The organism is Kitasatospora sp. NPDC086801, from assembly GCF_044745805.1.
Lineage (GTDB): Bacteria > Actinomycetota > Actinomycetes > Streptomycetales > Streptomycetaceae > Kitasatospora.
In genome coordinates this window covers 37,230-63,222 of sequence record NZ_JBIVAX010000019.1, presented here as the reverse complement: position 1 = coordinate 63,222, position 25,993 = coordinate 37,230, and the positions used below count along the sequence as shown (strand labels likewise).

General features: G+C 71.4%; 22 protein-coding genes. 15 read left to right on the top strand and 7 right to left on the bottom strand.

The genetic code is table 11. The annotated features are described in order from the left end of the window. Positions 1-252: 252 nt before the first annotated feature. Positions 253-1,059 (top strand): MHYT domain-containing protein, encoded by an 807-nt coding sequence (locus tag ACIPLC_RS20820; protein WP_400474479.1) that lies wholly within the window; start codon positions 253-255, stop codon positions 1,057-1,059. Between the two features lie 157 nt (positions 1,060-1,216). Here the strand turns inward: ACIPLC_RS20820 and ACIPLC_RS20815 are convergent, their stop codons facing one another. Together ACIPLC_RS20815 and ACIPLC_RS20810 are read right to left on the bottom strand one after the other, a co-directional pair. Beyond that, on the bottom strand, positions 1,217-2,929 hold the full coding sequence (locus ACIPLC_RS20815) for a hydrogenase maturation protein (protein ID WP_400474478.1): 1,713 nt from the start codon (positions 2,927-2,929) through the stop codon (positions 1,217-1,219). 183 nt (positions 2,930-3,112) lie between these two features. Continuing rightward, the gene (locus ACIPLC_RS20810; protein ID WP_400474477.1) at positions 3,113-4,036 is read right to left on the bottom strand and encodes a DUF4231 domain-containing protein; all 924 of its coding nucleotides are present in this window, start codon (positions 4,034-4,036) and stop codon (positions 3,113-3,115) included. A 129-nt stretch (positions 4,037-4,165) separates the two neighbouring features. Here ACIPLC_RS20810 and ACIPLC_RS20805 point away from each other — a divergent pair, with 129 nt between their 5' ends. From ACIPLC_RS20805 to ACIPLC_RS20790, 4 genes are all read left to right on the top strand, one after another. Further along, positions 4,166-4,642 carry a VOC family protein gene (locus ACIPLC_RS20805; protein ID WP_400474476.1) on the top strand — a complete coding sequence of 159 codons (477 nt, stop codon included), beginning with the start codon at positions 4,166-4,168 and terminating at the stop codon, positions 4,640-4,642. Then, entirely contained in the window at positions 4,624-6,399 is a 1,776-nt protein-coding gene (locus tag ACIPLC_RS20800) for a recombinase family protein (RefSeq protein WP_400474475.1), read from the top strand. Before ACIPLC_RS20805 ends, ACIPLC_RS20800 begins: the two co-directional genes overlap by 19 nt. A 389-nt stretch (positions 6,400-6,788) precedes the next feature. Then, on the top strand, positions 6,789-7,037 hold the full coding sequence (locus tag ACIPLC_RS20795) for a hypothetical protein (protein ID WP_400474474.1): 249 nt from the start codon (positions 6,789-6,791) through the stop codon (positions 7,035-7,037). A 2-nt stretch (positions 7,038-7,039) separates the two neighbouring features. After that, positions 7,040-7,537 (top strand): hypothetical protein, encoded by a 498-nt coding sequence (locus tag ACIPLC_RS20790; RefSeq protein ID WP_400474473.1) that lies wholly within the window; start codon positions 7,040-7,042, stop codon positions 7,535-7,537. A gap of 461 nt (positions 7,538-7,998) precedes the next feature. On the opposite strand, the gene ACIPLC_RS20785 is transcribed toward ACIPLC_RS20790, so the two are convergent. Beyond that, positions 7,999-9,222: a helix-turn-helix transcriptional regulator gene (locus ACIPLC_RS20785; RefSeq protein ID WP_400474472.1), complete on the bottom strand. Its 1,224-nt coding sequence runs from the start codon at positions 9,220-9,222 to the stop codon at positions 7,999-8,001. 186 nt (positions 9,223-9,408) lie between these two features. Between ACIPLC_RS20785 and ACIPLC_RS20780 the strand changes: the two genes are divergently transcribed. The 4 genes from ACIPLC_RS20780 (at position 9,409) to tgmC (ending at position 12,960) form a co-directional block, all read left to right on the top strand. Then, entirely contained in the window at positions 9,409-9,672 is a 264-nt protein-coding gene (locus ACIPLC_RS20780) for a hypothetical protein (protein WP_327074898.1), read from the top strand. 906 nt (positions 9,673-10,578) lie between these two features. Further along, positions 10,579-10,857: a putative ATP-grasp-modified RiPP gene (gene tgmA / locus ACIPLC_RS20775; RefSeq protein WP_266272923.1), complete on the top strand. Its 279-nt coding sequence runs from the start codon at positions 10,579-10,581 to the stop codon at positions 10,855-10,857. Between the two features lies 1 nt (position 10,858). Then, a complete protein-coding gene (tgmB, locus tag ACIPLC_RS20770) occupies positions 10,859-11,830 on the top strand; it encodes an ATP-grasp ribosomal peptide maturase (RefSeq protein ID WP_380408255.1) in 972 nt (323 codons plus the stop codon). Continuing rightward, a complete protein-coding gene (tgmC, locus tag ACIPLC_RS20765; RefSeq protein ID WP_329875931.1) occupies positions 11,827-12,960 on the top strand; it encodes an ATP-grasp peptide maturase system methyltransferase in 1,134 nt (377 codons plus the stop codon). Before tgmB ends, tgmC begins: the two co-directional genes overlap by 4 nt. 109 nt (positions 12,961-13,069) lie before the next feature. Here the strand turns inward: tgmC and ACIPLC_RS20760 are convergent, their stop codons facing one another. Continuing rightward, positions 13,070-13,321: a GntR family transcriptional regulator gene (locus ACIPLC_RS20760; RefSeq protein ID WP_400474471.1), complete on the bottom strand. Its 252-nt coding sequence runs from the start codon at positions 13,319-13,321 to the stop codon at positions 13,070-13,072. 162 nt (positions 13,322-13,483) lie between these two features. On the opposite strand from ACIPLC_RS20760, the gene ACIPLC_RS20755 reads away from it, so the two are divergent. Then, positions 13,484-13,831 (top strand): hypothetical protein, encoded by a 348-nt coding sequence (locus ACIPLC_RS20755; protein WP_400474470.1) that lies wholly within the window; start codon positions 13,484-13,486, stop codon positions 13,829-13,831. A gap of 463 nt (positions 13,832-14,294) precedes the next feature. Here ACIPLC_RS20755 and ACIPLC_RS20750 read toward each other — a convergent pair whose 3' ends face one another. Next, entirely contained in the window at positions 14,295-15,755 is a 1,461-nt protein-coding gene (locus tag ACIPLC_RS20750; RefSeq protein WP_400474469.1) for an NCS2 family permease, read from the bottom strand. Between the two features lie 162 nt (positions 15,756-15,917). On the opposite strand from ACIPLC_RS20750, the gene ACIPLC_RS20745 reads away from it, so the two are divergent. The 3 genes from ACIPLC_RS20745 to ACIPLC_RS20735 are packed head-to-tail and all read left to right on the top strand — an operon-like array spanning position 15,918 to position 19,062. Continuing rightward, positions 15,918-16,220 carry a DUF2530 domain-containing protein gene (locus tag ACIPLC_RS20745; protein WP_400474468.1) on the top strand — a complete coding sequence of 101 codons (303 nt, stop codon included), beginning with the start codon at positions 15,918-15,920 and terminating at the stop codon, positions 16,218-16,220. A 52-nt stretch (positions 16,221-16,272) separates the two neighbouring features. After that, a complete protein-coding gene (locus ACIPLC_RS20740) occupies positions 16,273-18,747 on the top strand; it encodes an HAD-IC family P-type ATPase (RefSeq protein WP_400474467.1) in 2,475 nt (824 codons plus the stop codon). 57 nt (positions 18,748-18,804) lie between these two features. Beyond that, positions 18,805-19,062: a hypothetical protein gene (locus ACIPLC_RS20735; protein WP_400474466.1), complete on the top strand. Its 258-nt coding sequence runs from the start codon at positions 18,805-18,807 to the stop codon at positions 19,060-19,062. Between the two features lie 58 nt (positions 19,063-19,120). Here ACIPLC_RS20735 and ACIPLC_RS20730 read toward each other — a convergent pair whose 3' ends face one another. Together ACIPLC_RS20730 and ACIPLC_RS20725 are read right to left on the bottom strand one after the other, a co-directional pair. Beyond that, complete coding sequence (locus ACIPLC_RS20730; protein WP_400474465.1) at positions 19,121-22,417, bottom strand: sacsin N-terminal ATP-binding-like domain-containing protein; 3,297 nt, start codon at positions 22,415-22,417, stop codon at positions 19,121-19,123. A gap of 174 nt (positions 22,418-22,591) precedes the next feature. Then, on the bottom strand, positions 22,592-23,473 hold the full coding sequence (locus tag ACIPLC_RS20725) for a DUF3027 domain-containing protein (protein ID WP_400474464.1): 882 nt from the start codon (positions 23,471-23,473) through the stop codon (positions 22,592-22,594). A gap of 522 nt (positions 23,474-23,995) precedes the next feature. On the opposite strand from ACIPLC_RS20725, the gene ACIPLC_RS20720 reads away from it, so the two are divergent. Both ACIPLC_RS20720 and ACIPLC_RS20715 read left to right on the top strand, forming a co-directional pair. Further along, positions 23,996-25,387 carry an MFS transporter gene (locus ACIPLC_RS20720; protein ID WP_400474540.1) on the top strand — a complete coding sequence of 464 codons (1,392 nt, stop codon included), beginning with the start codon at positions 23,996-23,998 and terminating at the stop codon, positions 25,385-25,387. A gap of 72 nt (positions 25,388-25,459) precedes the next feature. Then, a complete protein-coding gene (locus tag ACIPLC_RS20715) occupies positions 25,460-25,990 on the top strand; it encodes a hypothetical protein (protein WP_400474463.1) in 531 nt (176 codons plus the stop codon). The last annotated feature ends 3 nt before the right edge of the window (positions 25,991-25,993 follow it).

Genomic DNA, 25,993 nt, shown 5'->3' with positions numbered 1-25,993 from the left:
GCGGTGTCAGGGGTTGGTGCCAAGATCATGCAGGACACGTAAAGGTCCATCCTGACCTGGGACTTCACGAAAAGCGCGAACCTTGTGCGACCGTCCGGCAGTGGTTACTGTCCCCCGTTGTCAGGGGCACCACACGCCAGGTCTCCCTCCGGCGGCGCCGTTCCCGCGCCCGTTGCCGCGCTCCCCCTCCCGACCACCCGTGTCCGCCCGAGTCCTGGCGCCCTCCTCCCCGCATCCGTCCAGGGAGCTCTCTTGGGTGAGATCCATCATGCCGACCACGGCTGGGTGACACCGGCGGTCTCGTACTTCGTCGCCTGCCTCGGCGCCTTCGTCGCCCTGCGCAGCGCCCGCTGGGCACTCATCTCGCAGGGCAGGACCCGGGCGATCTGGCTGCTCTTCGCCTCGACCTCGCTCGGCGCCGGGATCTGGTCCATGCACTTCATCGCGATGCTCGGCTTCTCCGTCACCGGGGTCGACATCAGCTACCAGCCCGGGCTGACCGTGCTCAGCCTGCTGGTCGCCATCGCCGTCGTCGGCATCGGCCTGTTCACCGTCGGGTACAGCCGCCGCCCCGTCCTGTCGCTGCTGGCCGGCGGACTGACCACCGGCCTCGGGGTCGCGGCGATGCACTACCTCGGGATGGCCGCGATGGTCCTGCCCGGCCACCTCGGCTACGACCGGCTCACGGTCTGGCTGTCCGTCGCCATCGCGGTGTTCGCGGCCACGGCCGCGCTCTGGGCGACCCTGAACATCCGCGGCACGCTCGCCGTCCTGGCGGCCGCGCCGGTCATGGGCGTGGCGGTCTGCGCGATGCACTACACCGGCATGGCGGCGCTCTCGGTGCGGCTCGACTTCTCGCACTCCACCCAGGGCGGCGTGATGGCGCTGCAGTTCATCTTCCCGCTCGGGGTCGGGCTCGGCTGCTACGTCTTCTTCGGCTCGCTGGCCTTCGCGGTCTCGCCGAGCCGCAGCACCACGCAGCCGCTCCTGCTCGGCCCGGCGGCCCCGCTGGTCCCGCGCCAGCGGCGGCCGCTGGACGAGGCCCGCACCCGGCGCTGAACCGGACGGGCCCCAAGGCTCCGAGGGCGTCCGGCTGGGTCCCCCACCCCGGCCGGGCGCCCTCGGCTCATTCCGGCAGTCGCCGCCGAGTCACGTCGGCCACCGCCGCCGACTCACTCCGGCGAACCGCCGGCCCACGACGGCGAACGCCGCCGACTCACTCCGGCCGCCCGAGCAGCCCGGTCAGGTGCGCGGGCGTGGCCACCGGGCAGACCTTGTGCACGAAGTCCCGCCGCAGCGCGTGGTACGGCTCGCCCGCCCGGTAGAAGTTGGCGTGCATCCACCGCAGTTCCTCCGCCCGGTACTCGGCCAGCGGCTTCGCCTCCTCGTCGACGGACCGGCGGCGCTTCTTGTCGACCAGCCGCCCGGTGAGTTCGGGCGAGGCGCCGAGCGCGGCGGCCTCCCGGGCCACCCAGCGGCGGAAGGCCGCCGCGTCCCCGCCGCAGGTGCGGTCCACCAGGCCGATCCGGCGGGCGTGTTCGGCGCCGACCGGCAGCGCCTCGGTGGTCAGCCGCGCGGCCTGCTCGGCGCCGACCCGGCGCGGCAGGGTGTACGTCCAGTACTCGGAGCCGTAGAGGCCCATCAGCCGGTAGTGCGGGTTGAGCACCGCCGACTCCCGGCACCACACCTCGTCGGCGGCGAGGGCCGCCATCAGGCCGCCGGCCGCCGCGTTCCCGGCCAGGGCGGCGACGGTGAGCTTGTCGGTCGTGGTGAGGATCGCGTGGACCAGGTCGTCCATCGCGTTGATGTTCTCCCAGGACTCCAGCGCCGGGAAGGCCGCGCCCTCGATGACGTTGAGGTGGATCCCGTTGGAGTAGAAGTCCCGGGCCGCCCCGAGCACCAGCACCGAGGTGGGCCGGTCGGCGGCCTCGCGGTAGGCGGCGAGCAGCCGGCGGCACTGCCCGGTGCTCATCGCCCCGCCGGCGTAGGCGAATTCGAGGTAGCCGACGTCGCCCTCCTCGCGGTAGCGCAGCTCCGACCAGGTGTCCCGGCGGGCCGCCGAGGCCGGTGTCACCGGGATCTCCCGGACCCGGTGCAGCCGGCCCGCGAGCACCGTCGCGGCCGGCTGCTTGAAGGTGGCGGGCCCGCCCGGGGTGCGGCGCGGGCGCAGTTGGGGGATCCAGACCGCGCCGTCCACGGTGGCGCGGCAGATCGCGCCGTCGCGGGTGGCGAGCACGGCGCCGGGCACCGGGCCGCGCAGCTCGTCCTCGGGGTGGCCGCCGTGCAGGAAGTACTCGCGTCCGAACAGCTCGTCGAGCACGCCGGGTTGGGAGTCGGCGGCGCGGAGCTTGCGGAGCACGGTGGCGGTGCCGTCGGCGGCCCAGTCGATCCGGCGCGCGTCCTGCCGCAGGAGGGGGCGCAGCCTGCCGTGGACGTCCGGCCGGTCGTAGTCGAGCGGTTCGGGGGTGTACAGCCCGCCCTCGAAGCGCTGGACGGCGAGCAGGACGGCCTCGACGGCGGCGTCGGCGACCTCGCCCCGGTACAGCTCGCTCTTGCCGCAGTCGGTGACGGGGAACTCGACGGACGCCCAGATGTCGCCGGCGTCCATCTCCTCGACGGCCTGGAGGACGGTCACGCCCCAGCGGTCCGACCCCTCGGTGATCGCCCAGTCGAGCGAGGAGGGGCCGCGGTCGCCCTTGGGCCCGGGGTGCACGATCAGGACGGTCCGGGTGGACCAGATGTCCTCCGGGACGGCCTTGGTGAGCATCGGACAGAGGATCAGCTCGGGGTCGGTACGGGCCACCGCCGCCCTCATCGCCTCGTCGCCGAGGGCGAGCTGGACGGCGACCCGGTGGCCGCGCTCGCGCAGCTCGGTGTGGACGCGCTGGGTCAGGCTGTTGAACGCGCTGGCGATCAGGAGAATGCGCAAGAGGGCCTCCGGACAGGGACTGGGGGTCGCGCGCAGGCGATGAAACCAGGGCATGGACACGTAATGATTACGTTCTACGCCTTTCCGCCCGACCCTCACGCACTCCGCACACCTGTGCCCCCGGCGTGGCGTCCGCTTCGCCGGATCTCCCCAGCCCCTCCCCTGAGTTGACGGCCTCGGCCGCTACCTCGGAAACGCCCGGCGGGCCCGCCAGGTGGTGTGCTCGCGGGACACCGCGTCCTCCGCCTCGGCGGCCATCCGGGCCCAGCGCGCCTCGGCGTCCGGCGTCTTGAGGTCGAGGTCGGACAGCTGGTTGCCGACGTTCTCCAGCTCGCGCGCGGCCAGCTGGTAGGCGGCGGCCAGCGGGCGCAGCTGCTTGAGCTGGGTCCAGGCGATGACGGCGGCGGCCGCGGCCGAGCTGGCACCGAAGACGTGCACCTGGAGGGCGCCGGTGGCCTGGGCGACGGCCGCCGCGGCGCCGATGATGATCAGCGCCGCGATGCCGAGCCCCCAGGACACCGCCTGCGTCTCGCACGCCTCGGCCCGGGCGCGGTACCAGGTGCGCTGGCCCTCGACCCGGGTGCGCAGGTAGAGCGTGCGCCGGGCGGTCAGGCTGCCGGCCCGCATCCGCCGCATCTCCGGGGTGATCTCCGGGACGGTGCCGGGCGGTACGATCTCCGGGTCCTCGAAGGCCCGCAGCACGTCCTCGACCTGGAGCAGGTAGCCGCGGTCCACGTCCGCGGACTCCGCCTCGCCGTCGAACGGCCGGGCCCGGACGGTGTACTTCCAGGCCAGCGTCTTGACCGACTCGGCCGCCGCCCGGGCCTCGTACCAGCGGCCCTGCGGGTTGCTGCGGCGCAGCCGGGACCAGAAGTAGCCGGCGATCAGGAAGGCCCCCACCGAGTACAGCGGCACGCTGTCGAAGGAGCCCCGGTCCTTGGGCCCGGGGAACGAGCCGATCGCGGCGGCGATCACCAGCATGGCGATCAGTCCGCGGTACCAGCGCAGCGTCTCGCGCTGGCCGTCCAGCGAGGCCTTGTCCGCCGTCCAGAACAGCTCCGGCAGCAGCTTCGCCTCGTCCCCTCCGGGCGGATCCTGTTGCACCATCGGTCGAGCCCCCTCCCCGTGTCCGTCCAGGCAGTATTCCCTCCGCCAACTTCCCTACACGGTCCCATTTTTGACATTTTCCCGGGCGGCCATTGTCCCGCTCCTCCCGCAACCGGTATAACCGGTTACATGCCGCTGCACTGGAAAGTCGTCATCGACTGCGCCGACCCGAACCGCCTGGCCGCCTTCTGGGCCGCCGCCCTCGACCACACCCTGGAGGAGCACGGCGCCCTGATCACCCGCCTGCTCGCCGCCGGTGCCGTCCCCCCGGACGCCGTCACCGAGGTCGACGGCCGCCCCGCCTGGCGCACCCTCGCCGCCGTCCGCCACCCCGAGGACCCGTACGACCCCGCCACCGGCACCGGCCTGGGCCGCCGACTACTCTTCCAGGCCGTCCCCGAGCCCAAGCACGGCAAGAACCGCCTCCACCTCGACCTGCACCCGGGCCCGGGCGAGCGCGAGTCCACCGTCGCCCGCCTCGAAGCCCTCGGCGCCACCACGCAGCAGCACGTCAAGGAGCCCGGCGGCGAGTGGACCGTCATGCAGGATCCGAACACTCCGGATTCATGGTTCTGGAGTGAGCCCCGGTGTCGACCGCCACCCTGACCCGCGACCAGCAGGTATCGCCCCACTCCCAAGGGAGTATGACGAGTGCGATCCTGCCCGGCACCGAGGGCACTGTGTTTTCCGGGCGCCTGCGGGGCGTCTCGGCTATCCGACTGTCCGTCCTGACGGACGAGACCACCAGCCCCGAACGGCAGCGCGAGGCCAACGACCGCGCCGCCGAGATGAACAACATTGACTTCGGCGAGGATGACCAGCGCCGGGAAGCTGTCGACCTTGACGTGTCGGCGAGCAAGACCGCTCCGCGGGAACGTCCGGAGCTTGGCAAGTGGCTCGCGGACCCCGGCAGCTTCGACGTGATCGTGTGGTGGCGCTTTGACCGCGCCGTCCGATCGCAGCAGGACATGCACAACCTTGCCGAGTGGGCGAGCAAGCACCGAAAGATGATCATCTTCGCCGAGGGCGTCGGCGGCGGGATGCAGCAATTCGACTTCCGCAACCCGCTCGACCCGATCACGCGCATGATGCTCAATCAGTTTGCGTTCGCTGCCGAGATGGAAGCGTGGTCCATCAAAGAGCGCGCCATGGGTGCGCAGGCTGCCATGCGCAAGATGCCGTTCCGGTTCAAGGGCGGTCGCCCGTCCTACGGGTACAAGATCGTTTCCATGCCCGCGGAACACGGCGGGGTCGGCAAGACGCTCGCGCAGGACGAGAGCGCCGTCAAGATCATCATTCGCATCATCCGGGACATGCTGAACGGCAAGACCATCACGCGGATTTGCCAGGAACTGGAGCACGACAAGGTTCCGACCCCGCGGGACCACTGGTCGGTCAGCCAGGGCCGGAAGACCGGCGGCAAGACCGGCGGCGCGAAGGGCGAGAGCAACACCCGGGACGTGTTCAAGTGGGTGCCCACGGTCCTTAAGAAGATCCTCACGAACCCTGCGCTACTGGGCTGGAAGATGCACAACGGCGACCCGATCCGGGATGCCGAGGGCGCCCCGATCCTGTCGACCGAAGACCCGATCCTGACGCGCGAAGAGTTCGACGTGATCGGGAAGCTGTTCGACGACCGGAAGCGGACCGAGCCCCGGGCCATACCCTTGGACGCTTCCAAGTTGCTCCGGGTGATCCACTGTGGCACGTGCGGATCTCGCATGTACCACCAGACCAACAAGAAGCAGCAGCGCGCGTACACCTGCGGTGGGCACCTCACGCGGGTCAAGTGCGCCGCCCCAATGACGATCCGGGCTGACTGGGTCGAGGACTACGTAGAGCGCGAGTTCCTGGCCCTGACCGGCCGCATCCGCATTCAGCGAACCATCATCACGCCCGGGTACGACCCGGCGCAGGAACTCGCGCACGTCCTCGCCGAGTACGAAGCCCACCAGGAGGAGAAGGGGGAGCAGAAGTCCACCGCAGCGAAGGAAGCGTGGAAGAGGCGAGCAGCGGCACTCGATAGCCGTATGGCCAAGCTGGAGGCGACCCCCGCCCGTCCCGAGACGCGCGAGAAGGTTGACACGGATGAGACGTTCGCCGATCTGTGGGCCAAGTCCGATGATGACGCCCGCCGGCTGCTGCTGCTCGACGCCGGGGCACGGCTGGAGATCCGTAAGGGCGTACGCGGCGGGTGGCGGACGCTCGACCCGCGCCGGGTGGCGTTCGCAGTGACCGGGGACCTTGACCCCGCGGTGGAGTCGTGGGCCGGGTTGCGGGACGAACTGACCATGACCCCCGAGACCGCTCCTGCGGCCGGTAGCCGGATGCGCCTTGCCGAGCCCGTCGGGGCAGCAGCGTAGGGCACCAGCGCCCGGGGTGGTGACGGGTGACGCAGATGACGGAGAAATCAGTTTTCTTTAGACAGCGGGTGTCTAAGTAAAACCAGAAATTGCCTCACCTGCGTCACCTCATCACCCCGGGAGATCGCCCCACTCTCCGTAGCAGTAGAGGGACGGACGGTCGACCGTACGGCGGGAGATCGTCCCCCTCTCCACAACAGTAGGGGCGGGCCGTACCGCGCACCCCGCCGACGGAACGACAGGCCGAGCCTCCACCTCAGAGGCGGCGCTCTGTACCCCTCTGGTCTGCCCGTTCGCTCCCTGCATAGACCAGTTTCACTGCCCCTTCCCGAATCCGCAGGTAGGGGCCTCTTTATGCCGCTGACAGGCGGCCCACCGGAGGTAGCGCCGTGAACAACCCTGGCCGTTCCACCTACACCTACGAGGACCGGGCGACCGCGAAGCTCCGTCTGCGCGCTGATTCGTTTCAGTACAGCGCTGCCATGGAGCACCTTGCCGAGCTGAAGCGCGACCGTCCCGAGCAGTACGACCAGATGAACCCGCTATCCCGAATTTCGCTCGGCCACTACGAGATCGCAAAGGCTGCCGCTGTGCAGCTCGGCCGCAACGTTTCCGCTCCCACCGATCGTGAGGTCTGACCATGAACCCCGATGTTTCCAAGGCTGCCGACAAGCTCGCCAAGCTGCGCGCCCAGGCCGACAAGTTCACGGCTCCGCTCGCCGAGGCCGCAGCCGCCCTGGCAGTCGCCGAGGAGGCCGAACAGGCCCGCCGTGCCGAGCGAGCCGCCGAGTACGACCGCGCGTTCGCCGCTTCGTGGCGTGAGCGCGCACAGCAGGCCAGCGACGCTGACAAGGCCCACCGGGAACGGTTCGCCGAACTGCTGGCCAAGGAACCGTGGTTCATGGCATACATGGCGTCCCGGGCCGAGCGATACAAGCGAGAGAAGATCATGCACGCTGCCCAGCGCGCCCAGTCCGCCACCGGCCAGCCGGGCACCGTGCCGGAGCCACGCATATATGACCTGCGCCTGATGGAAGACCTGATCGAAACCACCGAGCGCATGGCCACCGCGATTGCCGAGGACTACGCCGAGGAACTGGACGCCAAGCGGACCGCCTACATAGAAGCGACGGACTGACATGGCCGTTGACGCACTCGACCCCGGCCCGGACGGCACCTATCCGCATTTTCCCCGGGACGCGCAGGGACGGCCCGTATGGTCGGACGCTCCAACTGGCCTGCCAGTAACCAACGGTGGGGCGCCAATGCCGCGCGGTGTCCAACCGATGAGCGACCCCCACGACCCCGGCCGGCTGCTGCCCGTCGACGTGACACCGAGGAAGCCGGACGGTCGACCGATTGACCCGCCGGTGATTCCTCCGCAGGCTCCGGCATGAGGCACACGTCCGACGTATGACCGACCGACACAGGGTCGCAGCCCCGGGCCTACCCCACCCGGGGGCCTCCCCTCTCCTGGCCAGAAGCGCGGCAGGGAGGTAAAAAACTCGCATGGCTCATTAGACCATTCTTGCGGACCATTACGGCCCCACTTCGATTCCCTAATCGGATTCGAATTGGGGCCATTTTGTGTTCCGCCGATCAATCCACAGACTCTATCTGGAGTCGCATTTCTTCATATGCTTCCCTGAGGTCGCGCGCATCGGAAATCTTGCCGGTCTCAACGGCATTTACCACTTCTAGGGCACGCCAGTGATTTGACGGTGCCACCCGACCTGAGAGCATTGCGCGCTGCGCCGCATAGCATGCTTCATCAAGGCGATTGGTGGTTACCAAAGAGAGTGCGAGATCAATATTTGCCGAGGCCACTCGGCGAGGCCACTTGGTCAGGTCGTCCGGCGGCGAAAGCCGCGAAATAACCTCTCTTGCATAGGTTTCTGCCGCCGGATCTCCGAGCCATGCCAGAGTGGTTGCGGCGTACGCAACAGCTTTTGCAGGGTCGTACTGAAAATGATGCTCTGGCTGATCCGACGTGCCGATGGAAGAGGAAAGAGATTGCACTCGATCTATTGCCGAATATGTTTCATTCGAATATCCAAGCCGCGCGAACGCCCGCCCCCGCTGAGCGATGGCTTGAATTTCAACTGAGCTTCCGGCCGGAGCCAACTGCTGGGCTGTGGCGCTAAGTTCCGCCGCCCGCGAATAGTGGCCATCGGCTAGTACCCGCCAGGCGTCGGTTTCAAAGCACCAAGCTTGAATTTCCGAATGCCCGGCATGCTGCGCCAAGGTCATTGCCGTCCGCAGCCTGGCTGTTGCAGCATCTTGCTGGTTCAAATCAATGTACAGCGTGGCGCCGAGCAGTGAAAACCATCCACCTATGACCAGCAGTTGCCGGTGTTCCTCCAGAGTCTTTCTTGCATCCATCAAGCTAGTCACATACGACGAATACTTTCGCACCTGGCCCAATAGCTCATGCGGAGCCACGGTCGGATACTTTACGGCCAGGTCGTGAAAGGTCAGTTCTAGCCGTTCAATAGTTTCTTTTCCAACATCGCTGGCTGAAACCCTGCGCGCCAGCTCCAAGGCGTCGATTTCGTCGTCATAGGACGGCGGTACGGTTGCGGAAGCCCGCATAACCTGCGAGCGCCCCTGATCCACGCCACCGTACAGAATGGCGTCAAGCTCGGCCAGCGTCACCCTCAGCACCTTGACAAGAGTGGGGCGCTGCCAATCCTGCGGATCGACTTTTCCGCTTTCCCATCTCGCCACCGTCGAGCGGTCAACACCCACGCTCTGAGCCAAGGAATCCTGAGTGAAACCAAGGGCCTTGCGCCTTTCGATAAAGGCCCTGCGCCGAGCTGCCATGTCGCCTCCCTGTCTCTGAGTAACTGTTCTAGCAGGTCAGGGCACTCGATGCAGTAACTATGAGACAGGGATGCCACAAGAGTGCGTCATCCATGCTCTGTTCACGCGGGGCCTTTGACCCTGAACTGGTGCCTCGCCCAACGTCCGGCAGTGATCGGAGGGATTGTGATGCGGCACAAAGCAACTGTGATCAGCGCTGCCCTGGCAGCCGTGGTCGGACTCGGACCCGCCGTCCTGGTGTTCGCCCTCGGCAGGCTCGACCCGCAGACCGGGCGCCGTTGGGTGTGGGCCTTCCTCGCCCTGGCGGTGGCCATGCTCGGCATCGTGTACGGCGGAGACTGGGAGACCTGGTTCCGTCGCCGAAGACAGGCGAGGGCGCGCGTTCGCAGGGCGCTGCACCACGGCTCGGCACTGTGCCGCGAGGCACGGCGCGGGCGTACCGGCTCATGAACCCAGAGACCGGGATTCTCCCGCTGGTGCCGGACGGGCTCCGCTGGGCCTCGGGCTGGTGCTTCCCCTGCGGAGTGACACGGGACGTGGTGCCCATACCGGCGATAGGGCTTCGCACGGTCATGACGGTCTGTCGCTGGCACCACGGCCAGTACTCGGCTCGGTTCGTCCGGACGGTTCAACTCCGGCCCTGGTATGGGCTGCTGCGCCGTCCGCTTGTCCGCCCCGAGCCGTCCAAGTCTCCCGGAGCGAGTCCCCCGCGCTCCGGGTCGCCCGTCGGTCCCACCCGGCGGAAGGGCGCGTGCGGCGGCGCGCGTCGGTGGTCCTGGTTCAGCCCCCGGCGCGGACCAGGACCACCCTTAGGGCCCCGGCGGGTGCCTGTCTGCCGTCGGGAAGCACAACCCCCGCCCTGGTGACGTGACGAGTGGACGGCACGGACGACCAGGGCGGGGGCCCAGACCGAGAACTAGCGGCGGAGAACAGCGGATGTACAAGTGCCCCGAGGGCGCCGGACACAAGGTCGAGCGGGCCGAAGAGTCGGGCGCCGTGCAGAGCGGTCCGGGTGGGCCGGTCTGGCGGTGCACGACGTGCGGCCGGTGGGGTGCCTTCCTCACCGACGAGTGGGCCGAACTGTTCCCGGGCGAGCCGGAGTTGTTCCCCCTCGGGTGGACGCAGCCCGGCGAGCCGGCCCCGATCCGCAGGGCGTACCCCCTCGGGCGCGGAAGCTAGCGCCCCACGATCACCCGTCCTGGCGGACGGAAAGGGAATCACCCGCCAGGACGGGGCACCACTCCCGCCCCGGTGTCACGTGGCTATGTCGGTCGGGGTGGGCTTGCCCCGCACCCTGCGCTCCCGCAGGGTGGTTGAACCTACTTGGCACCACCACGACAAGGAGGAACAGCACATATGACGACCACACCCGCCCCTTGGGGTGTACAGCGCATGGCGCCGTACGCACCCACCCTCGCGGTTCCGCAGTACACGCCCGTGATCGACCCCGAGACGCAGATTGCCGTGATCGTGGACGAGCACGGCCGGACGGTCGAGATGGGCGCGCACGGCACCAGCACGAACCAGACCGGCCCGACCACCACGGGTGGCGGCGACGGACAGAACGGCGGGCAGAACGTACCGTCCGACGTGGACACCATGCAGTCGAACGACCAGGACCAGGGCACGGGCTGACATGACACCGGATCGGGACGGGGCCGTACTGGTCCTCACCAACCCGTACGACGTGACCGCGGACCTGGTGTTACGCCGCTTGGCTGACCGCCGGGTGCCGGTCGTCCGTGTCGACCCCGGCGCCGATCTGCACGCGGGTGCCTCGCTGTCCGCCCGCTACGGGACAGGTGGACAGCGGGGCTCCCTCTGCACTGCAAGCCGGACGCTCGACCTGTCCAACGTCCGGGCCGTGTGGGTCCGCAGGCCCTCGCCCTACGACCCCCCTGCCGGGATGGCGGAGCAAGAGGGCAAGTTCGCTGCCGCACAGGGGTTCTGGGGCACCGGGGGCATCCTCGCGTCACTTCCCGGGGCGCACTATGTGAACCACCCGTGGCGCATCCGCAATGCGGAGTACAAGCCGGCTCAGCTCTCGGCGGCGAGCCGGAACGGGTTCCTGGTGCCAGACACGATCATCACAGCGAACCCGGACGAAGCTCGGGAGTTCTGCACCTCCCAACCTGGCGGCGCGGTCTACAAGCCCTTGTGGGACAGCCGGTACCGGGATGCCGAGGGCGCCCTGCAACAGGTGTGGGTGCGCGGGGTCGACCCGTCTGAGATCACCGATTCCGTGTCCCTGTGCCCGCACCTGTTCCAAGCCAAGGTGTCGAAGGTGTTCGACGTACGGGTGACTGCCGTAGGCGACCGCCTGTTCGGGGTCCGCGTGGACAGCCCCGATCTTGACTGGCGCTACCGGCAAGACCTGATGACGTGCGCACCGATCGAGATCCCCGAGGCGGTCGCACGTTCGGTTGCGGCTTACCTTGACGAACTCGGTTTGGTGTACGGCGCGTTCGACTTCGCCGTGACCTCTGACGGTTCCTGGTACTTCTTTGAGTGCAACGCAAACGGCCAATGGGCATGGCAGCCGACGGAGACAACTGCTGCTATCGCCGACGCCCTCGCCGACCAACTACAGAAAGGCCCCGACACGTGAGCACATCGGCCGAACTCCGCGCCGCCCTGGTGGACGGGTTCACTGGTGACGACATGGTCACCGATCCGGCGTGGAACCGCGCCGCCAAGTCCGTCCCCCGGGAACTGTTCGTCGGGTCCTACTTCCTGCCCGTGGAGGGGACCGCCCCCACCGAGTACCGGCCCGTCCAAGAGGGCGAACCCGGTTGGCTGGCGGGCGTCTACACGAATCAGACCCTGATCACCCAACTCGACGGCCGTATCAGGCCCGAGGACGGTACGGCGAGCGGTTCGCCGTCTTCGTCGTCCACCCTGCCGTCACTGGTGCTGCGCATGTGGCACCAGCTCGACACCGAGGCCGGGCACCAGGTGTTGGAGATCGGTACCGGCACCGGCTACTCGACCGCTCTTGGTGCGTACCGTCTCGGGGACGCCAACATCACCAGCATTGAGTACGACCAGGCCGTGGGGGAAGCGGCTGCTGCGGCACTCAAGTCCGCCGGACACGCACCCCGGCTGATCATCGGTGACGGGCTGCTCGGTGACCCGGACGGGGGCGAGTACGACCGCCTCATTGCCACCTGCTCGGTTCGGTACATCCCGCAACCGTGGCTCTACCAGGTCAAGCCGGGCGGAAAGATCCTGGTCACCCTCTCCGGCTGGTCGTACGGGTTCGGCCTCGCGCTGCTCACCGTGACCGAGCCCGGCAGTGCCACGGGCCGGTTCCTGCCTGGGTGGACGAGTTTCATGATCGCCCGTCCGCACGACCGGCCGCCCCGTCAGAGTCTCGCGCTGCTGCCTGGCGACGAACGCCCGAGCCGGATCGATCCCGAGATCATCAGCACGTGGACCGGTGGTTGGGTGGCTCAGCTCGCGGCACCCTCGGCCGAGCGGATGGGTGCGGGCGGGCAACAGATCCTCTCGGACGTGGCCACGGGATCGCAGGCCCGGACCATGCCCAACCCTGACGGAGGGTGGACCGTGATTCAGCGCGGACCGCTCCGACTCTGGGACCAAGTGGAAAGCGCCGTTGAAGCCTGGCAGGCGGCCGGGGAGCCCCACCAGGACGGTTTCGGCATCACGGTCTCGCCCCTCGGCCAGCGCGTGTGGATCGGCAGCGAGGCCGGTCCAGGTTGGAACCTGCCGATCTGAGCCGGATACCCGGAGCCGGGACGCAGGGGCGCCAATGGAAGAACCACCCTTGCCGACTCTCGCGCCCAACTCGGCCCCGTCCCGCTGGTCTCCGGCAGGGCGGGGCATTCTACTTTTCGGGGATCCGCTCGGCCACGTACGTCCCGCGCTGCGGCACGGTGTAGACGTACCCGCCTTCGCGCAGATGCCGGACCGCTCGACGGGCCGTGTCCCGGGCCACGCCCCACCGCTGGATCAGTGCCGACTCGGACGGGATCGGACGGTTCGCCGCGAGTACCCCGGACTCAATGTCGCGGATGATCTCCGCCGCAATCTGCTGGTACGGCGGGGTGGGTGCGTCGTAGTCGATTTCCGAGGCCATGGGCCAAGGGTAGACAACGAGCCACATCCCGAGCTATGTGCACACGTAGGTAGACGAGGGTAGAGGAGTTGCCTTACCTTCGAAGCCGAAAGAACCCCCGGCGCCGCTTAGGACCGGCTCCGGGGGTCGAGTGTCCGACAGCTAATTGGGAGCTGAACGAACATGCGACACCTTATCGCCGTCGCCCTGCGCGCCGTCCTGCGCCTGGTCCTGCCGGCTCGCGGGCAGCACCGTGCCGTCTCGGCCGAGCCGAAGCCCATCCCCGCGGCTGTGGCTGCCCCAGTCATCACCCGGCGAGCCGACTACGAAGCCCCGTTTGTAAGCGCCCTGGTGCGCCCCTACGTCGACCGCAACGCCTGGTTGGCCGAGCTGGACGCCATGCAACGCGAGTTCGAGGAGCGGGAGCAGCAGCGCGCGCGGCGCGACGCACTTCGGGCAGTCGTGATGGGGGAACCGGACCCCGGATACACGTTCCCTGGTGCGCACACCCTCGCCGGGGCGGTGGCGTGATGACCTTCGCTGCCATGGAGAAGCCCACGTGCGGCGACCCCCGTCCCGGGAAGTACGACGGAGCCCCGTGCAACCGTAAGCCGTTTCACGGGGGCGACCACTCGAACCGGCTCCGCGAGACGTGGCCCCGCCTCGCTCCCGTGCGCTGTGTCCGCTGCAAGAGGCCCGCCCCGAAGCCGGTCCCCGTGGGCCACCAGGAAGCCGCTAGCGGCCCCGGGTACACCCTGTGGGCGTGCTCGCTGGACTGCTCGCAGTAGTATCCCCTCGCCCCGTCCGGAGCCGATCCGGACGGGGCACTCTCGGCCCTGCCGTAGAACCCCTAACATCACCTCTCCGGAGACCCGGAGGGCAACAAGTTCTGCGTCCACTGACCGCCGGCCCCGGGGTCGGCGCCCCCGGGAACGACGGCGGCCCCGCGCTCCTCCAGGAGCGCGGGGCCATCGGCGGGACCGGGCCGGGCCGGTCAGAGCAGGCCGAGGGCCGGCATCAGGTAGTAGAAGGCGAAGACGCCCGCCACCAGGTAGAGCGGGACCGGCACGCTGCGCCCGCGCCCGGCGGCGAGGCGCAGGACGCAGAAGGTGATGAAGCCGAAGCCGATGCCGTTGGTGATGCTGTAGGTGAACGGCATCATCACGATGGTCAGGAAGGCCGGGATCGCGATGGTGAAGTCGGCCCAGTCGATCTCCTTGATGGAGTTCGCGAGGATCAGGAAGCCGACGGTGACCAGGGCCGGGGTCGCGGCCTGGGCCGGGACCATGGTGGCGAGCGGGGTGAGGAAGAGCGCCACCACGAAGAGCAGACCGGTGACGATCGAGGCGAAGCCGGTCCGGGCGCCCTCGCCGACACCGGCGGTGGACTCCACGAAGCAGGTGTTCGCGGAGGCGGAGGTGGCGCCGCCGGCCGCGGTGGCGATGCCGTCGACCATCAGGATCTTGTTGATGCCGGGCAGGTCGCCCTTCTCGTCGAGCAGGTGGGCCTCGTCGGCGACGCCGAGGATGGTGCCCATCGCGTCGAAGAAGCAGGACATCAGCACGGTGAAGACGAACAGCGCGCCGGTCAGCACGCCGACCTTCTCGAAGCCGCCGAACAGGCTGACCTTGCCGACCAGGCCGAAGTCCGGGGCGGCGACCGGGTTGCCCGGCCAGGCCGGGACGGTCAGGCCCCACTTGAGCGCCGGGATGTCGACCAGCTTGTCGATCACCACGGCGAGCGCGGTGCTGACCACGATGCTGATCAGGATGGCGCCGGGCACCTTGCGGATCACCAGGACGAGGGTGAGCAGCAGGCCGAACACGAAGATCAGCACCGGCCAGCCGAGCAGGTGCCCGCTGCCGCCGAGTTGCAGCGGGACGGTGGTGTGCGCGGCGTCCGGCATGCGGCTGACGAAGCCGGAGTCGACCAGGCCGACCAGGCAGATGAACAGGCCGATGCCGATCGCGATGGCCTTGCGCAGGCCGAGCGGCACGGCGTTCATGACCCGCTCGCGCAGGCCGGTGGCGACCAGCAGCATGATCGCGAAGCCGGCCAGCACGACCATGCCCATGGCGTCCGGCCAGGTCATCTTGGGGGCGAGCTGGAGCGCCACGATGGTGTTGACGCCCAGTCCGGCGGCCAGGCCGATCGGGACGTTGCCGACCACGCCCATCAGCAGGGTGGTGAGACCGGCGGTGAGGGCGGTGGCGGTGACCAGCTGGGCGCTGTCCAGGTGGGCCCCGGTCATGTCCGTGGCGCTGGCCAGGATGATCGGGTTGAGCACCAGGATGTACGCCATGGTGAAGAAGGTGGCGACGCCGCCGCGGATCTCACGCGGCAGGGTGGAGCCGCGCTCGCTGATCCGGAAGTAGCGGTCCAGGGCGCCGGAGGGGGGCTGGGGCGCGCTGGAGGCGGGTTCGGGCGACTCGGTGGTCGGCTGGACCACAGGCATGCGTGCGTCCTCTGTGGGGGAGCTGAGGAGGGGGGACGCCCGGGGCGACGGTGGCCGGGCGGGGAGTTTTCAGTATGGTTTCCCGATCGCACACGCGCTATCTTCGCGCGTAGAAGCCCGAGGGCCCCTGAGGGCCGGCCGCCGCACCGTACGCTAGGCCCCATGCCCAAGAAGCCGCTGCACCCCTCGCCCCCTCCGTTGGAGGCCAACGACGTCGCCATCGTCGGCGGCGGCACGGTGCTGTGGTTCGTCGCCTTCCTGGCGCTGCTCCCCTTCCAGGGCACCCTCTCCGACCACGGCCACGGCACCTGGCCGTGGATCTGCCTCTCCGGCGGCCTGCTCGGCCTGATCGGCCTCTGGTACTGCCGCGCCCGGCGGGACGCCATCGCCCGCGACCGCGCCGCCGAGGCCGCGAACCGGGCGGCCGGAGACGACGGTCAGGGCCCGGCCACCCAGTCGGACTGAATAGTCCTTTAGTAGCACGCACCGGACATAAGGCGCCCGTAGAGTCGGTGCCATGACGCAGCCTGCCCACCCCGCGGAAGAGCAGCCCGGCGATGCCGACCGCCCCGACGGTGCGCACCCCCTCGGGCTGCTGCCCGGCCGCCGCGGCGGGCTGACCTCCGCCGAGGTGGCCGAACGGGTCGCGCGCGGACAGGTCAACGACGTTCCCGTACGGTCCAGCCGCTCCGCCAAGGAGATCGTCCGGGCCAACGTCTTCACCCGCTTCAACGCGATCATCGGCGTGATGTTCGGGATCATCCTGGTCGTCGGCCCGCTCCAGGACGGCCTGTTCGGCCTGGTCATCGTCGCCAACACGGCGATCGGCATCATCCAGGAGCTGCGCGCCAAGAAGACCCTGGACAGCCTGGCCCTGATCGGCGAGGCCCGCCCCCAGGTCCGCCGGGACGGCACCGTCCAGCAGATCGCCGTCGCCGAGATCGTGCTCGACGAGACGGTGCTGCTCGGCATCGGCGACAAGGTGATCGTCGACGGCGAGGTCACCGAGGCGGACGGCCTGGAGATCGACGAGTCGCTGCTCACCGGCGAGCCCGACCCCGTCCTCAAGCAGCCCGGCGACCAGGTGATGTCCGGCAGCTTCGTGGTGGCCGGCGCGGGCGCGTTCACCGCCACCCGGGTCGGCCGCGAGGCGTACGCGGCGCAGCTCGCCGAGGAGGCCAGCCGGTTCACCCTGGTGAAGTCGGAACTGCGCAGCGGCATCAACAGCATCCTGCGCTTCATCACCTACCTGCTGATCCCCACTGCCATCGGCCTGATCATCAGCCAGCTGGCCGTCGAGGGCCGCGACTGGCGCGAGGCCGTGCGCCGGATGGTGGCCGGGATCGTACCGATGGTCCCCGAGGGGCTGGTCCTGCTGACCTCGGTCGCCTTCGCGATCGGCGTGATCCGGCTGGGCCGCAAGCAGTGCCTGGTCCAGGAGCTCCCGGCGATCGAGGGCCTGGCCCGGGTCGACACCGTCTGCCTGGACAAGACCGGCACCCTCACCGAGGGCGGCATGGACGTCGTCGACCTGCGGGTCCTCTCCGACGGCGAGCCCGGCGCCGTCGGCCCGGACACCATCAAGCACGCGCTCGGCGTGATGGCCGGCGCCGACGCCCGCCCCAACCCCTCCATGCAGGCCGTCATCGACGCCTACGGGCGCGGCGACGGCGGCACCCCGGGCGACGGCGGCTCCCCCGCCGCCGACGGCTGGCGGGTGATCGAGGCGATGCCGTTCTCCTCCGCCCGCAAGTGGAGCGGCGTGCAGTTGCTGGAGCCGCAGGGCGGCGAGGCCAGCTGGCTGCTCGGCGCCCCCGACGTGCTGCTGCCCGCCGGGCACCCGGCGCTCACCGAGGTCGATGAGCTGGGCGCCAAGGGCCTGCGGGTGCTGCTGCTCGGCCGCACCCCCACCCCGCTGGACTCCCCCGACCCGGCCGCCGGGCTCGCCCCGCTCGCCCTGGTGGTGCTCCAGCAGCGGCTGCGCCACGACGCCGCCGAGACCCTGCGCTACTTCGAGGGCCAGCAGGTGCAGGCCAAGGTCATCTCCGGCGACGCCGCGGTCTCGGTCGGCGCGGTCGCCGGCCACCTCGGCCTGCCCGGCGCCGACCACCCGCTGGACGCCCGGACGCTGCCCGCCGAACCGGAGGCCCTCGCCGACACGGCCGAACGGACCACCGTCTTCGGCCGGGTCACCCCGCAGCAGAAGCGCCAGCTGGTCGCCGCCCTGCAGTCCCGCGGGCACACCGTGGCGATGACCGGCGACGGCGTCAACGACGTGCTCGCGCTCAAGGACGCCGACATCGGCGTGGCGATGGGCACCGGCAGCGACGCCACCAAGGCGGTCGCCCAGATCGTGCTGCTCGACGACTCCTTCGCCACCCTGCCCTCGGTGGTCGCCGAGGGCCGCCGGGTGATCGGCAACATCGAGCGGGTCGCGGGCCTGTTCCTGGTGAAGACGGTCTACTCGGTCCTGCTGGCCCTGCTGGTGATCTGCACCCACTCGCCGTACCCGTTCCTGCCCCGGCACTCCACCGTGCTCTCCACCCTCACCATCGGCGTGCCGGCCTTCTTCCTCGCCCTCGCCCCCAACAACGAGCGGGCCCGCACCGGCTTCGTCAAACGCGTCCTGCGACTCGCCGTGCCGGGCGGCGCCATCGCCGGCACCGGCACCTTCGTCGCCTACGCGCTGGCCCGGGCCGACCACGCGACCGACCTCAAGGCCGACACCAGCGTGGCCACCCTGACGCTCTTCCTGATCGCCATCTGGGTGCTCGCCATCGTCGCCCGCCCCTACAACTGGTGGCGCCTGCTGCTGATCGGCACCATGGGCGGCGCCTTCGCCCTGGTCCTGCTGGTGCCCTGGCTGTCAAACTTCTTCCAGCTCTCGCTGGTCGGCACCCGCGACCCCCTGGTCGGCGTCGGCATCGCGGTGGTCTGCGGCCTGGCCCTGGAGATCGCCTGGCGCTTCATGAAGCGCCGCGGGATGGAGTGAGGCCCTGGCACCCCCGGCCCGCAGCCTGGATGATGGATCGCGGAAGGGGGTGCCGACATGGCCCGCACAGGTGGGGAAACCGAGCGCGAGACCGGGCAGGTGGAGGCGTTCGCCGCCTTCCTGGCCGGCCTGCTGGCCGCCGGACTGACGGTCCTGGCCCTGATGGGCGGCCGCTGGCTAACGAACGCCGGCGCGGTGACCGCCCCGGCGCTGCCGTGGGTGCCGACGGCCGTGAAGGCCCTGGTGGCGGCCGTCTGGCTGGCCACCACCACCGCCGTCTACCTGCGGTTCAAGCGCCGCGGGCGGGCCCGCTGAGGGCCAAGGTCCTCTCTTTCGGATCACGCCGCGCCCGGCGTGATCCGAAAGAGAGTGCCTAGCCCTCGAAGTCCCGCGCCGCGGACAGCTCGTACGCCCGGTCCGGATCGGTGAGCGCGGCCAGCACCTCGAACCGCCGGTGCCACTGCCCGACCGACCAGGCGAGCCCGGCCGCCAGGCCTTCCGGGGTGGCGGCGTGCAGCAGCCCGGGCACCGGCGGGAGCTCGAACTCGTCGTCCTCGTCGGCGGCCTCGGCCGCGTCCGGGTCGTAGGGCGCCTCCGGGGCGTCCGCCTCGACGTCCCAACGCCAGTCCACGGCGGCGTCGTCGCCGTCCGGGCCGACCACGAGCAGTTCCTCGTGCTCCTCGTAGGCGACCGGACAGCCGGGCAGCAGCTCCCGCACCACGGCGGGGACCCGGTGCAGCACGCCCTCGGAGAGCACCCGCCCGCCCGCCACCTCGCTGGCGAGCGAGACGTGCAGCCGCTCGGCGAGGTCGGCGGCGAGCGCCGGGGCGACCGGCACCAGCGGGTACGGGTGCAGGAGCTGGACCAGGTCGGGGGCGTCGGCGACGACCGCCCGGGCGGAGTCGACGATCACCGTGTGGGCCGGCCGACGGCCGGTGTCCGGGTCGAGCGGCGGCAGCGCCCGCACCACGTCGAGCGGTTCGATCCGCTCGATCTCGATCCGGGCCAACGCGCTGTGCAGGCCGTGCAGTTGGCGGTGGCCGAGGTCGGAGGCCGGGTCGGTGAGGCGGTCCAGCACCTCGTCCGGGCCGTGCGGTTCGGCGAGCAGTGCGGCCAGCGTGGTGCGCACCCCGAGCGCGTGCAGGAACTGCTCGTCCAGGGTCGTCCGGGCCTCGTCGTAGAGGCCGCGCAGCAGCGGGTCGGCCCCGGCGGCGCGCAGCCCGGCGGGCTCGCGACCGTCCAGCACCGGGTGGTCGCGCAGCCACCAGGCGGTGTACGGCGGCAGGTCGGTGTAGGAGCCGTCCGGCAGCAGGGTGCGGACGGGGTTGACCACGGCGTCCCGGTACGGCGGGCGGGCCAGCGCGGCGAGCGCCTCGGGCCAGGCGTCGTCGTCGACCAGGTCGAGGTCGCGGACGGCCAGCAGTTCGGCGGCCACCGGCGGGACGCCCGCGACGTCGTCGGCGTGCAGGGCTTCGAGGGCGTCCTCGGCCCAGTCGGCGAGGCCGTCGGGCGCCTCGTCGAGCAGCCCGGTGGGGTGGCCGCCGGCCGCGCGGTCGGCGGGCGCGGTGGGGTCGAGCCGTTCCAGGTCGTCCGGGTCGAGCACCACGTCCTCGGCGCGGACCAGGACGAAGTCGGCGAGCACGCCGACGGCGGTGAGCACCTCCGGGCCCCAGCGCTCCAGCAGTTCGTCGTCCACCCAGCCGGCGTCCTCCTCGCGGGCGAGCGCCGCGAACGGGCTGCCGGGCAGGACGAGTTCACCGGCGCGGGCGGGCTCGCCCTCGTCGTCGAGCAGGGCCAGCCGGGCCAGCCAGGGGTGCTCGCCGGCGACCGGACCGGCGGCCTTGACCAACGCCAGGACGGCGTCGGCCAGTTCGAGCGCGGCCTCGACGTCGTCCTCGGCCACCTCGTAGGAGCGGGCGACGGCGGCCCGCACCTCGGGGGTGTCCAGCACCCCGGCCGGGGTGGCGGTGCCGGCGCCGAGCTTGGCGAGCAGCGGGTGGGCGGCCTCGGGGTGGGCGAGCCGCAGGTCGAGGGCGGCGAGCGCGTCGGCCAGCGACTCGGGGTAGCCGGGGAAGGCGGCCCAGTCGGCGTCCTCGGAGGGCAGCAGGACGCGCCGCGGCCCGGTGACGGTCCGGCCGTCGGCGAGCGGGACGGGCAGCGCGCCGAGCGCCTCCGGGTCCGCGGCGCCGAGCGCCGCGTACAGGTTGCGCCACCAGGCGGGTTCGCGGTCCAGGCCGCCGAGCTGGTCGACCACCTCGGCCAGCGGCACCCGGCGCACGTCCAGCACCCGCAGCTCGGAGCGGCGCTCCAGTCCGGCCGGCAGCAGCCCGGGGAAGATCGGCGCGAGCGCCTCGACCACTGAGCCGTCCGCGCCCTCCAGCAGGGTGGCGTCCCGGGGGCGCAGCGCGGGCGTGCCCGCCTCGACCGGCGCCGGGTGCGGCAGGAACGGCGTGCCGGGCAGCCGGGAGAGGACGGCCGCGCGGAGCGCGTTGTCGAGCGCGCCCTGGCCGAGCCGCCCGGGGACGAGGCCGAGCGAGCCGAGGTCGGCGCCGCGGGCGCGCAGCAGGTCGGCGTAGCTGTCGGCGGCGCGCTCGGTGAGGAAGTCGGCGAGCGGGCCGGGGGCGACGTGCCGGCGGGTGGAGTCCAGCGGGTAGGAGGCGATGAGCAGCGCGGGCAGGCCGATCGGCTCGTCGCTGGGGGTGGGCGCGTGCAGCACCGGCGCGATGCCGGGCGCCTGCGGGGTGCCGTCGGCGGCGACCGGGACGGCCCAGGTGACCGTCCAGTACGGGCGGGCGCGCTCCTCGGTGGGGCGGTCGGCGAGCAGTTCGGCGGCCAGGGTGCCGGTGGCGCCGACGGTCTGCCAGAGGGTCCGCCGCGGCCGGCCGTCCGCGTCGTCGGTGACGGTGACCTCGGTGACGCCGTCCGGGCGGGGCTCGGCGGCGGTGCGGGTGAGCGTCCGGGTGCCCTCCGGGGTCTCCACCACGACCTCGGCGAGGCCGGGCAGGGTGAGCAGCAGCGCGTCGTCGATGCCGGCCAGCAGACGGCGGGTCAGGTCCTCGGCGGCGGCGTCCCGCAGGGGCAGCACGACCACCGTGTCGTAGCCCTCGGGGGCCTGGCCCTCGGCGGCGAACGGCAGCCGCAGCAGCGGCACGTGGCCGTCCCGGCGGCGCAGTTCCTCGGCCAGTGCGGGCTGCTCCTCGGCCAGCGAGCGGGCCTCGCCGAGCGACCAGCGCACCCCGCCGGCGGCGCCGAGCACGGCGGGCTCGTCGGTGACGGCGAGCACGGCGGCGAAGCCGACGCCGAACCGGCCGACGGCGGGCGTCTCACCGCGCTTGGAGGAGGCGCGCAGGGTGGACAGCGACTCGACGGCGGCCGCGTCCAGCGGGGCTCCGGTGTTGGCGGCGGCGAGGACGCCGTCGGCGAGGGTGAGTCGCAGCCGCCCGGGCCCGTGGCCGGCCCGGACCGCCGCGTCGGCCGCGTTCTGCGCCAACTCGACGACCAAGCGGTCGCGGTAGCCGCCGAGCGCGAGTTCCTCCTCGGCGTTGGCGTCCTCCCGGAACCGGGCCGGCGAGGCGGCCCAGGCGTCCAGCACCCGCCGGCGCAACGCGGCGCTCCCGAAGGGGTCCGCGAGGTGCTCGTCCGTGCCGCTGCCGATGATCCGAGGTTCCACTGGACCTGCCGCCTTCCGCCGCCCTGTACTTCGTACGGGGGGCATTCTCCCCCGGCCCGGCCGCTGCTCCGGACCGCGCCCCCGCCGCCACCCGCCCGCAGGGCCCCCCACCCGCACGAACGCCGCGGCCCGCCCCACCGGTTCGGTGGAGCGGGCCGCGGGCCGGTACCTGGATCAGGAGTGCCCGAGCTCCTCCGCCGGGCCGTCCGGCTCGACCGAGCCGGAGGTGCGGTCGGGATGCAGTTGCAGCGGCTCGACCACCAGCTCGTCCAGGATCAGCTCGGACGGCGCCGGCGGGGCCGGGATGACCGCCGCCTCGGAGTGACCGCCGCAGCCGTACGCGAAGGAGACGATCTGCCCGTCGGCCGGCCCGAACTCGTTGCCGCACACGCCGAAGGCCTGCCCGAGCGAGCCGCCGATCGGGATCAGGAAGCCGCAGCTGCCGCACGCGGCGGGCGCGGCCTGCGCCATCGGGGTCTGCGGGCCGTGCGCCTTCTCCCAGCGGTCGGCGGCCAGGTGCAGGCCGAGCCGGGAGAGCACCCGGCTGCGGCCCATGCCGAGTTCCTCGGCGACGGCGTTGATCTGGGCCCGGGCCGGGGCGGGCTGGATGCCCGGGTCGGTGACGACCACGTCCTCCTCGGCGGCGAGGGCGACCGCGGAGTTCGGGGCGGGCTCGTCCTCGCCGCTCCAGCCGGGTTCCAGGCGCGCGTCGTCGGCGTCGGTGGGCAGCAGGTCACCGGGGCCCATGTCGCCGGGGCGCAGCCGCTCGCTCCACGGCACCCACTGGGGGGCGAGGACGGCGTCGGGGCCGGGCAGCAGGACGACCTCGTCGAGGGTGACGTTCTTGGCGCGCGGGGCGCGGGCGACGGTGACCGCCCAGTGCCAGCCCCGGTAGGCGGCGTCCAGGCACTCGAAGGTGTGGGTGACGACGCGGTCGGCGTCCGCCTGGGCACCGAAATGTGGTCCGACGGTCTCCGGGCCGACGGCCTCCTCGGCCGCCTTCCGGGCGAGTTCGACGGCCTCGGCACAGAGCCGATCGGGGGTACGGCTTCGCATCGCAGCACTCACGGCGTCGATTCTCTCCCAGTTCTTCTGTCGCCCACGGCGTGTTGCCTGTTCCGTCGCGGCTCGATAGTCCCTTGTCCATTCTGCGCGACCAGGGGCCGCCGCGGATACCGGCCGCGCCGCTCGTCCGGGCCTGCCGGCGCCCCGGCGCTCGGCGCGCGGCCCTTGGGCAGGCTACCCGCCGGTCGGCGCCCCGGCACAGTCCGGGGCGGCGGCGACCGTTCCGGGGCCGCGCCGAGCGGGCTGGAATCCCGCGTCACTGCGGCGATTCTGGGGCAGGATGGGCATGTGGCGGACGAGAACCCGTCGCAGCACGCACTGCACGCCTCGCAGGCCGGCAGCCCCGACGAGGCGGACGCCGTGCCGCGACAGCAGCCTCCGGCCCCCGCTGCGGGCGAACCGCAGCCGGGGGGCGATCCCGAGTCGCCCACCGCCCCCGTGAGCCTCGTCAAGACCGACGCCGCGACCGACGCCGGCGCCGACCCGGCCGTCCCCGCCCGGCAGCTCACCGCCCTGGACGGGGCCCCTGGCGAAGAGGACCCGGAGCCGAGCCGCAACCTCCTGGTCCGGACCGCCTCCGCCGCCGGCGCCCGCACCGGCCGGGTGGTGCACGGCACCGGCCGCCGGATCCGCAAGGCCACCTCCGCGGAGGGCGCGGGCGAATCCGGCCTGGCGAAGCTGATCGAACTGCACGCGCTGAACTCCTTCGGCGACATGCTGATCACCATCGCGCTGGCCTCGACCATCTTCTTCTCCGTGCCCACCGGCGAGGCCCGCGGCCGGGTGTCGCTGTACCTGCTGATCACGATGGCCCCGTTCGCCCTGCTCGCCCCGGTGATCGGCCCGCTGCTGGACCGGCTGCCGCACGGCCGCCGGGCCGCGATGGCGATGTCGATGCTGGCCCGGGCGGTGCTGGCCTGGACGATGGCCGGGGTGATCACCGGCGGCGGTCTGGCGCTGTACCCGGAGGCGCTGGGCGTGCTGGTGGCGTCCAAGGCGTACGGGGTGGTGCGCAGCGTGGTGGTGCCGCGATTGCTGCCGAGCCGGCTGTCGCTGGTGAAGGCGAACTCCCGGGTCACCCTGGCCGGACTGCTGGCCACCGGGGTGGCGGCCGGGGTGGGCGGCCTGCTGCACCTGATCGGGCCGGGCTGGCCGCTGCGCGGCGCGTTCCTGGTCTTCGTGATCGGCACCCTGATGGCCTTCCACCTGCCGCACGCGGTGGACTCCGCGAAGGGCGAGCAGCGCGCCGTCCTGCACGCCGAGGTGCCCGGCGAGCCGGCGCGGGAGGACGCCAGGGCCCCGAAGGCCTCGCTGCGCACGGTCGGCCCGTCGGTGATCCTGGCGCTGCGGGCGATGTCGGCGCTGCGCTGGCTGGTCGGCTTCCTGGTGATGTTCCTGGCGTTCCTGCTGCGCGACGAGCCGATCGGGGGCCTGCGGCCGACGCTGGCGCTGGGCCTGGTGGCGCTGGCCGCGGGGACGGGCAACGCGCTGGGTTCGGTGCTGGGCTCCTGGCTGCGCACCCGGGGCCCGGAGGCGACGGTCACCGCGATGCTGCTGCTGGCGACCGGCGTGACGGCGGCGGCCGCGCTCTGGTACGGCGTGGTGACGGTGGTTCTGGTCGCGGGCGTGTCCGGGGTGGCGGCCTCGCTGGGCAAGCTGGCGCTGGACGCGCTGATCCAGCGGGACGTCCCGGAGGCGGTGCGGACCTCGGCGTTCGCCCGGTCGGAGACGCTGCTCCAGCTGTCCTGGGTGGCCGGCGGCGCGGTCGGCATCCTGCTGCCGCTGAACGGCGTGCTGGGCCTGTCGGTGGCCGCCGGGGTGGTGGGGCTGATGCTGCTGTGGACGGTCCGGACGCTCTTCCGGGTGGGTCTGCGGCGGCGCCCGGCGGCGCCCCGGGTGGCCTGAACCGGCCACGGGCAACACGCGGCGGCCGACCCCCGCGTAGCGTGATCGGCGAAGCCCGGTAGATTCTGACGCATGAGCCTCAATACCCGTGCCTTCGCCGCCCTCGGCGCCGTCGTCGTGGTCGGTGCCGCCACGGTCGGCACGTCCGTCGCGATCGCGAGCGGCCAGACCGAGCACAGCTCCCACCGCGCGACCCTCACGGTCGGCAACTCCTCGATCGTCGCGGACCCGCTGTGCTTCAACGGCGGCAGCCCGATCACCGAGGACCTGCAGCAGGAGTGCCAGAACAAGGCCACCCAGGCCCTCCAGGACGGCACCCTCCCGACCAAGGACGTCGTGCTGAGCGACCAGGTCGGCGTCGGCGTCACCCCGAACGTGGCCGACAAGGGCTGGTGGGCCTTCAGCAACGGCGGCTCGCAGGCCCAGGGCGGGCGCTACAGCCTGTTCACCTACGCCAAGGGCCCGACCTACTCCGGCTCCCAGTCGGCGAGCAAGGTGCTGAACGCCGCCGGCAAGACCCTGGTCACCGTGGTCGAGGGCGACAAGAACTCGGACAACCCGGTCGCCGTCTGGTACTTCCAGCTGAACACCAAGGACAACTGACGG